Here is a 14355-nt window from a genome sequence, read left to right on the forward strand (position 1 = left end):
TATTACAGGATCCCGAAATTAACTTCCCCGGTAAGTGGCATAGCCATACTGGCTCAGTAATAACGGAACATGGTAGTGTTCATCTGGTTTATTAATATGGAACTCCACCGGAATTTCCGGGAAGAAGCTGTCCAGCTTTTGGGCGCTGAAGTAACTGCCGGTTTTAAACACGACCCGGTAGTCGCCCACGGTCACCGCCGGTTTTTCCGGCCATAAAGCTTTGATTCTGCCGTCATCGTCGGTTGTGGCGGTATTGATCTTTTCCCAGCTATCACCCTGTTTTTTCTCAAGAACAACGCTCACGCCCGCCGCCGGGGTGCCGGTTTGCTGGTTGAGAATATGCACGCTGAGCGGGTTCTGCCCGGCGGCAAAGGCGCCCGCCGATGCGGTCATTACCAGTGCGAATAACGAAGGGGCTAAATACTTTGTCATGTCCATTTCTCCTGTGTTGTTAACGGCTGTGTTATATCTCATTACCGTGATATTTCACCTGACAAAATCATTACAAATTTGTCAGGTAAGCAACGACACTGACGAAATAAGATAATTTCAGAGGCCGGTGTGAACATGAAAATATTGGTTATTGAAGATAATAAGAGAAATTGCGACTGGATAAGTAAAGGCTTAACCGAAGCGGGATATATTGTCGATATTGCCCGGGATGGTCGCGACGGTTTATATCTGGCCCTTGAACACAACTACGGTCTTATTATCCTGGATATTATGCTACCGGGCATGGACGGCTGGCAGGTGCTGGAGGCATTACGCCCGCTGCGCGATACGCCGGTCATTTGCCTGACCGCCAGAGACGCGGTTGCCGACCGGGTGCGCGGGCTGGAATCCGGGGCCAATGATTATCTGGTTAAGCCGTTTGCTTTTGCGGAGCTGCTGGCCCGGGTGCGTAACCAGCTACGCCAGCACCCCCAGGCCGGCCCCTGCATTATGCTGGCGGATCTGACCATCAACTCGCTCCACCAGACGGTACTACGCCAGGGCCAGCCCATCGCGCTGACCCGCCGGGAGTTTGCGCTACTGTGGCTGCTGGCCTGCCGGGCAGATGAAATCGTCCCCCGGACGCTGATCGCCAGTGAGGTGTGGGGGATTAATTTTGACAGCGACACCAACACCGTGGATGTGGCAATCCGCCGCCTGCGTCGCAAAGTTGACGATCCCTTCAGCCAGAAACTGATCACCACCGTGCGCGGCATGGGATACCGGCTGGCGGTCTCCTGACCATGTCACTGGTTCAGCGGATTACGCTCAGCATGGTGGTGCTGATGGCGCTGACCTGCGGCGCTGTGGTCGCCACGCTGTATCACGGGCTGCAGCGGGCGCTGATCCTGCGTGATGAGCAGACCCTGAGCAACCGGGCAGAGCAAATCGACCAGCTGCTGCGCGACGGGGCACCGGCACAAACCCTGCCGCGCTATTTTGACCGGATGATGGACACCGCCCAGGATATTCTGGTGATTCAGCCCGCCCGGGGAGAGGCGATTGTAATGAACCGTACCGGGGTGGTGCTGCCGGAGTCGTTCTCCCGCCGGGCGTTTGATGCCGGGAAAATCAACCACCTGACAGACCGCGACGGTGTTGATATCAGCCTGCTGCGTATTGCCAGCCGCGCCGGGGAGATGCCAGTGCTGCTGACCGTGGCGCGGGTGGCCCGCACCCGGGGAGAGATGCTGGCCAGCTATCACCGCCTGAGCCTGGTAGTGTGCGCCGGGGCAATCGTGCTGTGCCTGGTGATAAGCCCGCTGTTGATCCGCCGCGGGTTGCGGGCCATCCGGGTACTGAGCCGGATGACCGAAACCATCAGCAGCGCGCAGCTCGGGCAGCCGCTGGCGGCAGAGCGTCTACCCGAGGAGCTACTGCCGCTGGCGGCGGCGCTGAACCGGATGCGCGCAAGGCTTGCGGAAGATTTCACCCGCCTGACCCAGTTTTGTGATGATTTAGCCCACGAAATGCGCACCCCGGTGAGTGTGCTGCTGGGGCAGAATCAGGTGATGCTCAGCAAGCCGCGTACAGTGGCGGATTACCAGCGCCTGATCGAAGATAATATAGAAGAGCTGGAAGGGCTGACCCGGCTGACAGACAGCCTGCTGTTTCTTGCCCGGGCAGAGCACCGGAATGTCGGCCTGGAGCGCCAGACCTTTGCGCCCGGCGAGCTGCTGGCAGATATCTGCGCCTTTCTGGCCCCGCTGGCGGAAGAAAAACAGCTGGCGCTCAGGGTGCAGGCCGGGGGGCAGCTGAATGCCGATAAACTGCTGTTTCAGCGGGCGGTTATCAATTTACTGACCAACGGCATACGCCACGCCCCGGCGGGCAGCGCGGTTCATATTACGGCACTTGCCCGGCCCGGCTCGCTGACCATTGAGGTGGCAAACCCCGGGCCGCCGCTGGCCCGGCCAGACCGGCTGTTTCAGCGCTTCTGGCGCGGGGAGGATGCCCGCCACACACCGGGGAGCGGGCTGGGTCTGGCGCTGGTGAGTGCGATTGCCGCGCTGCACGGGGGCGAGGCCGGTTACCGGCACCAGCGGGGGAGCAACATCTTTTTTATCCGTTTCAGCCAGCCATAGCGGGAGGCAGTATGACCGATCTCTTTCCTGACGATGAGCCCTGGGTTGAGCCAGTCACCCCCGGGGCGGTGATTTTGCGGCGTTTTGCCAGGGGCTGTGCCCGGGAGCTGCTGGCCGGTATTGACGCGGTTGCCGCCCGGGCACCGTTTCGCCAGATGCAGACCCCGGGGGGCTTTACCATGTCCGTGGCGATGACCAGCTGTGGCGCCCTGGGGTGGGTGACCGATCGCCAGGGTTACCGCTACCAGCCCCGGGATCCGCAGGATCTGCAACCCTGGCCCCTCATGCCGCCTGCCTTTTTAACCCTCGGGCAGCAGGCGGCGGAGTCAGCCGGGTTCCCCGGGTTTATGCCGGACAGCTGCCTGATTAACCGCTACCTGCCCGGTGCCAGAATGGCGCTGCACCAGGATAAAGACGAGCGGGATCTCCGCGCGCCGATTGTGTCGGTCTCTTTAGGGCTGACGGCGCGCTTTTTATTCGGCGGGCTCAGCCGCCGGGATCCGGTGCGCCAGATCCCGCTGGAGCACTGCGATGTGGTGGTGTGGGGCGGCCCGGCGCGCCTGGCATACCACGGGATCATGCCGGTCAGGCCCGGGGAGCACCCGCTGGTGGGGGGCGTGCGCTATAACCTGACCCTGCGCCAGAGTGGAAAAAACGAATAAAAATAATAATTATTCTTGCTGATGTTTCTCAGGCCATTAAACTGCCGGGTAATTTTTCTGTGCGGGTTTAAAGGTGAATGGAGCTTTTACGTGTAGTGTTTCGCCAGTATCGCTGGCCGTTTCTGATGGTGATGGGGCTGAGCCTGGCCAGCGCCGGGCTGGGGATCGGGCTGATTGCCTTTATTAACCGCCGCCTGATTGCGGCGCAGGATATTTCACTGAGCGTGCTGCCTGAGTTTCTCGGCCTGCTGCTGGTGCTGATGGCCGTAACCCTCGGTTCGCAACTGGCGCTGACCACCCTGGGCCACCATTTTGTTTACCGGCTGCGCGGTGAGTTTATTAAGCGCATTCTGGATACTCAGGTCGGGCGTATTGAACAACTGGGCAGCGCGGCGCTGCTGGCGGGGCTGACCAGTGATATCCGCAACATCACCATTGCCTTTGTGCGCCTGCCGGAGCTGGTACAGGGGGGGATCCTGACCCTCGGCTGTGCGGTCTATCTGGGGTGGCTGTCACCAAACATGCTGATGGTGACCGCCGCCTGGGTCGCGGTCACCATCTGGGGCGGGTTTATTCTGGTCAAGCGGGTGTACCGCCATATGGCGACCCTGCGTGAAACGGAAGAGCGGTTATACCAGGACTACCAGACCGTGCTGGAAGGGCGCAAAGAGCTGATGCTCAACCGGGAGCGGGCGGAGTACATTTACCGCCAGGTGTACCAGCCAGATGCCGCCGCCTACCGGCACAATATTATCCGCGCCGACACATACCACCTGAGCGCGGTGAACTGGTCCAATATTATGATGCTGGGCGCCATTGGCCTGGTGTTCTGGATGGCAAACGGCCTTAACTGGGCCGATACCACCATTGCCGCCACCTATTCATTAACCCTGCTATTCCTGCGCACCCCGTTACTGTCTGCGGTGGGGGCGTTGCCGACACTGCTCAGCGCGCAGGTGGCCTTCAATAAGCTCAACCAGTTCCGGCTTGCCCCCTGGCAGGCGGCCTTTCCGGTGAGCGCGCAACACAACCAGTGGCAGACCCTTGAACTGCGGGACGTGACGTTCCGCTATGGTGACGATGCGTTCAGCGTCGGGCCCCTGAACCTGACTATCCGCCGCGGGGAGCTGCTGTTTCTGATAGGCGGCAACGGCAGCGGGAAATCCACTCTGGCGATGCTGCTGACCGGGCTGTATCCGCCCGCCAGCGGCACCATATTGCTGGATGGCAAACCGGTAGACAGCCACAATATTGACCATTACCGGCAGCACTTTTCGGCCGTGTTTACCGATGTCTGCCTGTTTGACCAGCTGCTGGGGCCGGGGGCTGAGCCTGCGGATCCGCAACTGGTCAGCCAGTGGCTGACCCGCCTGCAGATGGACTCGAAACTCACCCTGAACGGCACTCAAATCCTGAATCTTAAACTGTCCAAAGGCCAGAAAAAGCGCGTGGCGCTGCTGCTGGCGATGGCAGAGCAGCGGGACATTATCTTGCTTGATGAGTGGGCCGCCGATCAGGATCCCCACTTCCGGCGCGAGTTTTACCAGGTGCTGCTGCCGCTGATGCAGCAGATGGGGAAAACGATTTTCGCCATCAGCCATGACGATCACTATTTTATCCACGCCGACCGGCTGCTGGAGATGCGCCAGGGGCAGCTCTCTGAGCTGACCGGCCACGAGCGGGAGCTGGCCTCCCGGGATGCGGTCGCCCGGACCGGTAGCTGATGCCATCCCCGGGGCGGATGAGTCTTATCGATCCGTGCCCGGGGTAAATTCTTCATTTTACAGCCTGTTATTTTTACCAGGGGTCACGTTATAGTGAGCAGCATACTCACGGGCCCGCCAGCGGCAGCCCGGATCACGCGAGCATGGATAGAAACCGGATGTCTGTTATCTCAAAAAATAGTGCCCGGCAGCGTGCGGATCAGCGCGCCCGCCTGCTGTATTTGTTGTCTGCCGACCGGGCGGTAACCTCTGCGCTGCTGGGAGAGCTGACAGCGCCTGAACGCCAGGCGCCGGATCAGCTGTTACGCGATATTGACGAAGTGGGGGTGCTGGCAAGCCATCTGCCTGCGGCCGATCTGGCCGATACCCTGGAATCCCTTCCCCCGGAGGAGCGCCACGCCCTGTGGAGCCTGATAGGCGACGATAAGCGCGGTAAAGTGCTGGTGGAGGCCTCCGAAAACGTCTGGGAAGATTTGATCGACGAAATGAGCGACAAGGCGTTGCTCCATGTGCTCTCCACCCTGGACATTGACGAGCAGCTCTACCTGGCCCAGCATCTGCCCCGCAACCTGCTCGGGCGTCTGATGGCAACGCTGCCCGCCAGAGAGCGGGCGCGGGTACGCCAGGTTATCCATTACGACCGGCACAGCGTTGGCTCGCTGATGGAGTTTGAGGTAATAACCGTGCGCCCGGATGTCACCCTGTCGGTGGTGCAGCGCTATCTGCGCCGCCTGGGGAAGATGCCGGTTAACACCGATAAACTGTTTGTTACCACTCGTGACAAAGTTCTCCACGGGGAGCTGCGGCTCAGCACCATTTTGCTTAACGACAGCCAGCACCTGGTCAGTGAGGTGATGGAATCCTCGCCGGTGACCTTCTCCCCGCAAGACAGCGACGAGCAGGCGGCCCGTACCTTTGAGCGCGACAACCTGCTGAGTGCCGCCGTGGTTGATCAGGCCGGTAAGCTGATGGGGCGCCTGACGGTAGATGAGATTGTGGATGTGGTCTTTGAAGAGACAGAAAACGATCTGCGCCGCATGGGGGGGCTGAGTGCCGAAGAGGATGTCTTCGCCCCGGTCACCCGGGCGGTCAAAACCCGCTGGGCGTGGCTGGCGATTAATCTGTGTACTGCGTTTATCGCCTCCCGGGTGATAGATGGCTTTGAACATACCATTTCACAGCTGGTGGCGCTGGCCTCGCTGATGCCGATTGTCGCCGGGATTGGCGGTAATACCGGTAATCAGACCATTACCATGATTGTGCGCGCGATGGCGCTGCACCAGATCCAGCCGGGGAACTTTCGCTTTCTGATCCTGCGTGAAATGGGGGTGGCGCTGGTTAATGGCCTGGTCTGGGGCGGGATCATGGGCTGTGTGACCTGGTTACTGTATCAGGATCCGGATCTCGGCGCGGTGATGACGCTGGCCATGGTGCTTAATCTGCTGGTGGCGGCGGTCATGGGGGTGATTATCCCTATGGGGATGGTGAAATTTGGCCGTGATCCGGCGGTGGGCTCCAGCGTGATGATCACTGCGATCACCGACACCGGCGGGTTCTTTATCTTCCTTGGTCTGGCGACGATTTTTTTGCTGTAGCCTTGTTTTTCCTGCGATATATTCCGCACCGGATCACCCGGCGCGGAATATATTTTTAATCAGCTAACCTGTTTAAAGAAATAATGATTCTGGTGTTTTTCTACCAGTTTAAATTTCTTACTGCGGCTCCAGGAAGGCGGGTTTTTTACCACGGCCGGCGCGTAAAAATAGGTGGCGTCGGTGACGGGTTTTTCCTGAAACAGCGTGGCATAAAGGGCGGTGGATACGGCGTTGCGATATTCCGGCGTAATGTTCCGTTTTGCCCGCTTAAATGTCTGGCGGCCGCTTTTATGGGCCGTCCAGGAAAACTGGCTGGGCTGGTGCACAACACCGCAAATGGTTGATGGCCAGTTATCGTGCTTTACGCGGTTCATAACCACATTCGCCACCAGCAGCTTACCGTGGTTATCTTCACCACGCGCTTCCATAAAGACGTTTTCAATCATGCAGTTAATGTTTTTTTCTTCCTGGTCTGACAGGCCAAGCTGCTGGGGTTCTGTCAGATAAAGATCCGTTGCCACCTGGGCAAGGTGCTTTGTGATTTCACTTTCTGTTGTCGGACTGCTGGTTTGACTCCATGCGGTAGAGGTCGCAAACAGTGAAATCACAACGCACATTAATAATGGTGTGATTTTTCTCATTTTCTCTTCAGGGCATATCAGGGCCGTTGCGTTTAAATTAAACATGGAGCGCTAGTGTAAAGGCCAGAATGTTATTTTGTGTATTTACAGGTAAGGAAAAGTAATTAACGGTAATGATCCGTTGATACGGCACGTTTATTGATAAGGGGGATAGTTTTCAGGGGGAATTAATAACGCGATAAAGTCAGAATATTCTAGTAATAAATCCAGAAAAATAAAACAGCTATTAGCCGGTAACGCTATGTTTTTTTATCTCCTTTGGTGAATTTTTGTCCCCCGGTGACAGGAGGCGCCAGCGGGGCTTGCATTTCCCTGGTCAGCGGCGGTATAGTGCGCAATTGTTATGGTATAACATAACAAGCACCCGGTAACTGAAAACAGGATATAGCGTTATGAAAGAGGGCATCCACCCGCACTACCGCACAGTGGTGTTTCACGACACCAGTGCCAATGAGTATTTCAAAGTCGGTTCTACCATCATTACTGAGCGTGAAATCACCCTCGACGGTGAAACATACCCCTACGTGACGCTGGATGTCTCTTCTGCGTCACACCCGTTTTATACCGGCGCGCAGAAGATCCGTAAAACAGAGGGGAGCTCCGCCCGGTTTATGCAGCGCTACGGGCGCTTTTTTGATGCAAAGGAGAGTGAATAATGCAGGTACTTAATTCCCTGAAAAGTGCAAAGCAGCGCCACCGTGACTGCCAGCTGGTAAGGCGCAAAGGGCGCTTATATGTGATTTGTAAATCCAACCCCCGTTTTAAGGCGGTTCAGGGGCGCAAGAAGAAGCGCTAAGAACCGGGCGCATATCGCCGGCAGCGGCTGTGTTACACTCAGGCTCTGTTTCAGCGATATATTACGCCACCCATGAAAACCATAACCTCGTGTTTCTCTCTGCTGCTGGCGCTGGGCCTGGCGCCAGCAGCCTGTGCGGCCGCACCGGCACTCTCTGCACCACAGCTTACCCGTCTGGTGAATGACACCATCGAACCTTTGCGCCAGTCTCAGGCTATTCCCGGCATGGCGGTGGCGGTGATTTACCAGGGAAAAACGCAGCTGTTCACCTGGGGTTACGCCACCCTGGCGACCCGGCAGCCCGTTACCCCGGATACCCTTTTTGAGCTGGGCTCGGTCAGCAAAACATTTACCGGCGTTCTTGGCGGGCAGAGTGTGGCGCGTGGCGACATTTCCCTGGACGATTGTGCCGGAAAATACTGGACCGCCCTGAATGGCCCCCGGTGGCGGGGGATTACGCTGCTGCACCTGGCAACCTATACGGCAGGGGGTCTGCCGCTCCAGGTGCCGGATGCGGTGACCACCCGGGCGCAGCTGGCGGCGTTTTATCGCCAGTGGCAGCCACAGTGGGCGCCGGGAACGACCCGGCTGTACGCTAACAGCAGCATTGGCCTGTTTGGCATGCTGCTGGCGCGGCCATCCGGCATGTCATTTGCAGCACTGCTGGACCAGCGGGTGTTACGCCCGCTGGGGCTAAAACACAGCCGGGTGAGTGTGCCGGCACAGGAGGCCGCCCGGTATGCCTGGGGGTATAAAGATGGCCGGCCGCTGCGGGTTTCGCCCGGCATGCTGGATGCAGAAAGCTACGGTGTTAAATCGTCGGTTGCTGATATGGCGCGCTGGGTTGAGGCGAATATGGCCCCTGAGCAGGTTCAGGATGCCACCCTGCAACAGGGGATCCGCCTGGCGCAGAGCCGTTACTGGCGGGCAGGGGAGATGTACCAGGGGCTGGGCTGGGAGATGCTCAACTGGCCGGTCGCTGAAGATGTGCTGGTGAAAGGCAGTGAAAACCGCGTGGCGCTGGCGCCGCAGCCGGTACAGCAAATAACGCCGCCGCAACCCCCGGTAAGTGCATCCTGGGTCCATAAAACCGGCTCAACAAATGGCTTTGGCACATATGTGGCGTTTATTCCCCGTGAGCAGGTGGGGGTGGTTATCCTTGCAAATAAAAACTACCCCAATCCGCTACGGATTCAGGCGGCCTGGCAGATTATCCGGGGGGTGCTGGATGGGGCGCCGTCGCCGTCGCGCTGAGCTGTTTTATTCGCATATATCATGACTTTTGAATGAAAATTAGCACAGTCTGAAATTGACGTATATCAACGGTGGTCGCGATTTATACACGGGCCAGAATAATTAATTCGCGTCTAAAAATAATCCTGAGGTAAGTTAATTACGGTTAGAAACTTATCTGTTTTGAATAGTTTCTCTGTATTAATAATTTTATGGTGATGATAGATGAATGTTAAATACTTAGTGATTGTGGCGGTTCTTGGCTCCGCCCTGCTGGCGGGTTGTGCTTCACCGGCTCAGCGCATGACTGAGTGCGAGGCTCAGGGCGTATCCCGGGATGCCTGCTATATCGCTGAACAAAACCGCCAGTCTGCGATAAATACCGCGGCGGAAAAGCAGGCCATGGAGAATGCGCAGGCGCTGTATCCGGCGCAAAAAGCCCAGGCAGCAAAGAAGGTTAAGCAGTGGGAAGGGATGAAACTGGTGATGACCTCTACCGGGTTAACCGTAGACGGAAAACCGGCGGCGGTAATAGAGAAAACCAAAGACGCCACTGTATATCAGCAGGGATTATTTAATTATATCGTATACCGTAACGGCAAAATCGCCGTGACGGATGCCAGCAACGTTTTTAAAGGCTATGCAAAATGAAAATAATATTTCCAGCCTGTGTTGTTGTGGCTTGTTCTTTTTCTGTTAACGCGATGGATGTGTCACAGGCGCGGGAGGCAGTCGCCCATGCGGAGCGAAACTATTCGGCCGCAGAAGGAAGCTATAAAAATGAAGCGCACTGGTCGGGCTCCGGTGTGGTGGGCTCAGCGGCAGAAGCACAGATGAATAGTGCGGCGGCGGCCCGCGCGCAGGCCTATGCCGATCTGCGCAGCGCTGAGCAGCAGGCACAGGCGCCGTCGCTGTCGGCGAAAACCCCGGTGACCGGTAGCATGGCGGCCATTACGCCGGGGGTGAAAACCCACCCGGCAGAGACCATCAATGTGGCGGCCGCTACGCTTGCGCCGTCGGCGAAAGTGCAAACGGCGCAGGGGATCGTCAGCGCAGGCTCCCTGCCTGCCGACACTCAGGTGGCGGTGGCGTTTAACAGCGCGTTTCATACTCCGGTGAAGGGGGGAAGTGCTCAGGCCCGGGACGGTGGACACGCGGAACACGGGACCGGCAACGGCGCGAATAACGCCGCCAGTAGCCGCAGCGCTCACGGCTTAGGGGGCGGGGAGCATGTTGGCGGTGGCCGTTCCGGCGGAGGTTTTCATTACTGAATAACGCCACACTGAACCACAGATAACAAAAAACCCGCAGACTCAGAGAGAATGCGGGTTTTTTGTGGAATGATTTGGTCGGCACGAGAGGATTTGAACCTCCGACCCCTGACACCCCATGACAGTGCGCTACCAGGCTGCGCTACGTGCCGACGCGATGCAGGCAATATACCGTTTTCCCGAATGAATGCAAGAGCCCCGCTGACTGATTGCGCTATAAATAATCAATCAGTTAGCAATAAAGCGTTTTTCATCGGTCAGCACCTGGAGCAGCAGCCCCAGATGCGGACGGGTTTCGTGAATACGCTGCCCCTGCAGGTCATACATCCGGTAATTACCGCTGTTATCCAGCACAACCGTCATCGTGGGGGTAGTCACCGCCAGAGTATTGCTGTCTGCGCTGACTACCCAGTTGTTCTTACGCACCGGTGCGAACAGATCTTCCCCCTGGGAGTATTCACCCGCCGCGGTCTGCACATGGAGCAGGCGCTGCATCAGGGTGGTCATTACATCCTGGTGGTCCGTAAGTTTACTGATCAGCTGCGCCCCGGCCCCCGGCCAGTGAATAACCAGCGGTACCTGGATACGGGCGCGATCCCAGCCAAAGCTCTCTTCGGCCTGGGCCCGGGTGGGCAGGCCATGCCCGGCGGTAATAATCACCACGGTGTTATTCATCCGGCCGCTCTCTTCAAGCCGGGTGAGCAGACGCTGGATCTGGCTATCCACGCCGCGTGCCGCCGCTGCGTAGGCGTTATCATAAGCCTGCGGGCTGGGGCTGATATTGGTGCCATTTAGCGCCACCCAGGAGAACCAGCGGTTATCGTCACCGGAGTAGCGGTTAAACCAGTTGAGCCAGCGGCTGGTGGTCTCGCTGTCTGACTGGCTGCGGGGCCCCGGAAGCGAGAAGTCCGACAACAGCGCCTGGCGGTACAGGGGGCTGCTGAAACCGTCAGAGGCAAACAGCCCCAGCTGGTAGCCCTGCTCATTCAGGCCGGTTATCAGCGCAGCCGGTGTCCGGGTGGCCAGAATGCCGTCCATATAAGAGGGCGAGATACCGTAAAACAGGCCAAAGATGCCGTTATCGGTATTGTTACCGGCGCTCATATGCTGAGTAAAACTGGCGTTCTGGCTGGCAAACCGGGCCAGGGCCGGCATGGTCTCGGTAAAGCGTGAATAATTGAGCCCGTCGACGGTAATCAGCAGCACGTTGTACCCGGCGCCGAGATCCCGGAAGCTGAGCTCACTCAGCGGATACTGGACGGAGACCGCATCCGGATTGCCCTGTTCGACCAGGCGACGCTGGTAAATGTCCGCATTCAGCAGGCCGTGTTTCTCCAGGAAACGGCGGGCCGTCATCGGGTAGGAGAGGGGCAGGTTGGCGCGCTGCATGGTTATCGGGCGGTAGAAGTTGGCATCCGCCATGATGTACATCATGTGGCTGGCGAAGAACGACAGGATAAAGAGCGCCACCACCGGGCGGGCGTAATTGCGCCGCCGGGTCAGGCTGCGGAGTTTTTGCCAGCTCCAGCTCGCCACCAGCAACTGCACCAGCATAATCACCGGCACGCAGATAAACATGAGCTGCCAGTCCCGGGCCATTTCGCCCTTGTCCGGGTTGATGACCAGCTCCCAGACCACCGGGTTCAGGTGGAGGTGAAAACGGGTAAATACTTCGCTGTCGATAATCAGTAAGGTCTGCCCGGTTGTGGCAAATATCACTGACAAAAAGCGCATCAGCCGCTGGGATCTCACCACAAAGGTGAGGGGGAACAGCACCAGTATGTAGGCAGCAAAGACCAGAAAACTGAAATGACCCGCCAGGGTCAGCCACGAGTAAATCCGGCCTGCCAGGGTGGTGGGCCAGTCTGCAATCAGCAGGTAGCGGCTTCCCAGAGCGATAGCAAGCAGAATATTAAACAGCGCAAACCAGTGCCCCCAGCTGATCATCTGGGAGACTTTTTCACGATAGTGCTGGCGGTTGGTCACCATAACGTCTTTACGCTATTCCTTAATGAGCTTTGTCTTCGTGAACAGAAGACTGCAGGGCTTCAGCAAAGGAGCGGGCCAGAGCACGGCGCTGCGCCGGTGCGATACTGGAATTGATCAAGTTAGTCACCATATTGCCCAGAACCATCAATGACAGATCAACCGGGGTTTTGTGTTTTTCCAGCACGCTGGCCAGTTCGCTTAACAGCGCTTCAACGCGCTCGTCGCTGTAACGGGATGTTTGTGGCATAAATCGATTATCAACTCATTTTAATAAAGGCCAATATCTTACCGTAGCAGTGCATATTTTTCTGCATTTTTATCAGGTGTTGCACACAGCCGCCGGTGGTGGTTGAATACCGCCCCGCCCTGAAGGAGAGTTTATCATGAGTCTGGATATCGACCAGATTGCTTTGCATCAATTAGTAAAACGCGGTGAGCAAGAGCTGGAGCTGGTTCTGCGTGAGTCATTACTGCCGGTAAACGGCACGGTCACTGAAATGATGGCTGAGCTGCACCGGGTATACAGCGCCAAAAACAAAGCCTATGGCGTGTTCAGCGAAGAGAGCGAACTGTCCCAGGCACTGCGGGCATGCCGCAGTGGTGAGGATGACTTTCTGGCCTTCAGCCGGGCGGCCACCGGGCGGCTACGGGATGAGCTGGCAAAATACCCCTTTGCCGACGGCGGGATAGTGCTGTTCTGCCAGTACCGCTATCTGGCGGTGGAGTATCTGCTGGTGGCGGTGCTGAATAATCTGAGCAGTATGCGGGTGAATGATGAGCTGGATATCAGCGCAACCCACTATCTGGATATCAACCATGCGGATATTGTGGCGCGCATCGATCTGACTGAATGGGAAACCAACCCGGAGTCGCGCCGGTATCTGACCTTCCTGAAAGGCCGGGTAGGGCGCAAAGTGGCCGATTTCTTTATGGATTTTCTCGGCGCCAGCGAAGGGCTGGATACCAAAGCCCAGAACCGGGGGCTGCTGCAGGCAGTGGATGACTTCACCGCAGAGGCGCAACTGGACAAAAACGAGCGCCAGAACGTACGCCAGCAGGTTTACAGCTACTGTAATGAGCAACTCCAGGCCGGGGAAGAGATCGCGCTGGAAGAGTTATCCGGTGAGCTGCCAACGTTTGGTGAGCAGAGTTTCAGTGAGTTTACCAGCGCACAGGGCTATGAGCTGGAAGAGACCTTCCCGGCGGACCGCAGCACCCTGCGCCAGCTGACCAAATATGCCGGAAGCGGCGGCGGGCTGACCATTAATTTTGATGCGCTATTGCTGGGCGAGCGTATTTTCTGGGATCCGGCAACCGATACGCTGACCATCAAAGGCACACCGCCTAACCTGCGCGATCAGCTACAGCGGCGCAGTAAATAATCTCAGACGGGCGCAGGCCCGTTTTTACTGCCATAAAAAAACGCCGCATAAGCGGCGTTCTTCTGACAGTGTCACATGCGATTAAGCACGTACGAAGTCGATGTGCTGCAGTTTCGGCTTGTACGGGTGACGCTGGATAGCCTGAGGCTTAACTTTAACTTCTTTACCTTCGATAACCAGAGTCAGCGGCTCATTGTAGAACTCAGGTTTTGCCTGCATGTTCATTACCTGATCGTGATCCAGTTCGATAGCTACAGGTGCCTCAGTACCGCCATAAACGATAGCCGGGAACTTGTTAGCTGCACGCAGGCGGCGGCTCGCACCCTTACCCTGCGCTTTACGTACTTCTGCATTGATAGTAAACATTGATAACTCTCTATAAATAGTGCCTGTCACAGGCGACCCAGCAACAGGTAAGTTTTCTGCCTTGCGGATGCAAGAGCGGGCGGCATTATAGCGGCAATGTGCTGGCGGGGCAACGAAAAG

At 57.4% G+C, this 14355-nt stretch carries 16 protein-coding genes and 1 tRNA gene; 11 read left to right on the plus strand and 6 right to left on the minus strand.

Translation table 11 applies throughout. From position 1 onward, the window contains the following. Positions 1-18 precede the first annotated feature (18 nt). Positions 19-432: a hydroxyisourate hydrolase gene (hiuH, locus tag EBL_RS06300; RefSeq protein WP_002439826.1), complete on the minus strand. Its 414-nt coding sequence runs from the start codon at positions 430-432 to the stop codon at positions 19-21. A gap of 135 nt (positions 433-567) precedes the next feature. Between hiuH and hprR the strand changes: the two genes are divergently transcribed. From hprR to mgtE, 5 genes are all read left to right on the plus strand, one after another. Then, on the plus strand, positions 568-1233 hold the full coding sequence (gene hprR / locus EBL_RS06305) for a response regulator transcription factor HprR (protein ID WP_002439827.1): 666 nt from the start codon (positions 568-570) through the stop codon (positions 1231-1233). A gap of 2 nt (positions 1234-1235) precedes the next feature. Beyond that, the gene (locus EBL_RS06310; RefSeq protein ID WP_002439828.1) at positions 1236-2576 is read left to right on the plus strand and encodes a heavy metal sensor histidine kinase; all 1341 of its coding nucleotides are present in this window, start codon (positions 1236-1238) and stop codon (positions 2574-2576) included. A gap of 11 nt (positions 2577-2587) precedes the next feature. After that, positions 2588-3238 (plus strand): DNA oxidative demethylase AlkB, encoded by a 651-nt coding sequence (gene alkB, locus EBL_RS06315; protein ID WP_002439829.1) that lies wholly within the window; start codon positions 2588-2590, stop codon positions 3236-3238. Between the two features lie 77 nt (positions 3239-3315). Beyond that, a complete protein-coding gene (locus EBL_RS06320) occupies positions 3316-4962 on the plus strand; it encodes a multidrug ABC transporter permease/ATP-binding protein (RefSeq protein WP_002439830.1) in 1647 nt (548 codons plus the stop codon). A 158-nt stretch (positions 4963-5120) separates the two neighbouring features. After that, on the plus strand, positions 5121-6557 hold the full coding sequence (mgtE, locus tag EBL_RS06325) for a magnesium transporter (protein ID WP_002439831.1): 1437 nt from the start codon (positions 5121-5123) through the stop codon (positions 6555-6557). Between the two features lie 59 nt (positions 6558-6616). Here the strand turns inward: mgtE and EBL_RS06330 are convergent, their stop codons facing one another. Then, a complete protein-coding gene (locus EBL_RS06330) occupies positions 6617-7198 on the minus strand; it encodes a cell wall hydrolase (RefSeq protein ID WP_014715931.1) in 582 nt (193 codons plus the stop codon). A gap of 392 nt (positions 7199-7590) precedes the next feature. Here EBL_RS06330 and EBL_RS06335 point away from each other — a divergent pair, with 392 nt between their 5' ends. The 5 genes from EBL_RS06335 to EBL_RS06355 all read left to right on the plus strand — a co-directional run bounded on the left by EBL_RS06335 (position 7591) and on the right by EBL_RS06355 (position 10498). Further along, positions 7591-7854, plus strand: a complete 264-nt coding sequence (locus EBL_RS06335) for a type B 50S ribosomal protein L31 (protein ID WP_002439833.1) — start codon at positions 7591-7593, stop codon at positions 7852-7854. Further along, on the plus strand, positions 7854-7994 hold the full coding sequence (ykgO, locus tag EBL_RS06340; RefSeq protein WP_002439834.1) for a type B 50S ribosomal protein L36: 141 nt from the start codon (positions 7854-7856) through the stop codon (positions 7992-7994). The genes EBL_RS06335 and ykgO overlap by 1 nt, the downstream gene beginning before the upstream one ends. A gap of 72 nt (positions 7995-8066) precedes the next feature. Next, positions 8067-9248, plus strand: coding sequence for a class C beta-lactamase (gene ampC, locus EBL_RS06345; RefSeq protein WP_002439835.1), 1182 nt, complete (start codon positions 8067-8069; stop codon positions 9246-9248). 204 nt (positions 9249-9452) lie between these two features. Further along, positions 9453-9878 carry a hypothetical protein gene (locus EBL_RS06350; protein WP_002439836.1) on the plus strand — a complete coding sequence of 142 codons (426 nt, stop codon included), beginning with the start codon at positions 9453-9455 and terminating at the stop codon, positions 9876-9878. Next, positions 9875-10498: a hypothetical protein gene (locus tag EBL_RS06355; protein ID WP_014715932.1), complete on the plus strand. Its 624-nt coding sequence runs from the start codon at positions 9875-9877 to the stop codon at positions 10496-10498. Before EBL_RS06350 ends, EBL_RS06355 begins: the two co-directional genes overlap by 4 nt. Before the next feature lie 75 nt (positions 10499-10573). Here the strand turns inward: EBL_RS06355 and EBL_RS06360 are convergent. The 3 genes from EBL_RS06360 to EBL_RS06370 form a co-directional block, all read right to left on the minus strand. Beyond that, positions 10574-10650 (minus strand) — tRNA-Pro (locus tag EBL_RS06360). 76 nt (positions 10651-10726) lie between these two features. After that, positions 10727-12487: an LPS biosynthesis-modulating metalloenzyme YejM gene (gene yejM / locus EBL_RS06365; RefSeq protein WP_002439838.1), complete on the minus strand. Its 1761-nt coding sequence runs from the start codon at positions 12485-12487 to the stop codon at positions 10727-10729. A gap of 19 nt (positions 12488-12506) precedes the next feature. Further along, entirely contained in the window at positions 12507-12734 is a 228-nt protein-coding gene (locus EBL_RS06370; protein WP_002439839.1) for a YejL family protein, read from the minus strand. Between the two features lie 136 nt (positions 12735-12870). Here EBL_RS06370 and yejK point away from each other — a divergent pair, with 136 nt between their 5' ends. Further along, the gene (gene yejK / locus EBL_RS06375; RefSeq protein WP_002439840.1) at positions 12871-13869 is read left to right on the plus strand and encodes a nucleoid-associated protein YejK; all 999 of its coding nucleotides are present in this window, start codon (positions 12871-12873) and stop codon (positions 13867-13869) included. Positions 13870-13950: 81 nt separating this feature from the next. Here the strand turns inward: yejK and rplY are convergent, their stop codons facing one another. Further along, positions 13951-14235 (minus strand): 50S ribosomal protein L25, encoded by a 285-nt coding sequence (gene rplY, locus EBL_RS06380; protein ID WP_002439841.1) that lies wholly within the window; start codon positions 14233-14235, stop codon positions 13951-13953. Between the last annotated feature and the right edge of the window lie 120 nt (positions 14236-14355).

Origin of the sequence: Shimwellia blattae DSM 4481 = NBRC 105725 (assembly GCF_000262305.1) — a bacterium.
Taxonomy (GTDB): Bacteria; Pseudomonadota; Gammaproteobacteria; order Enterobacterales; family Enterobacteriaceae; genus Shimwellia; species Shimwellia blattae.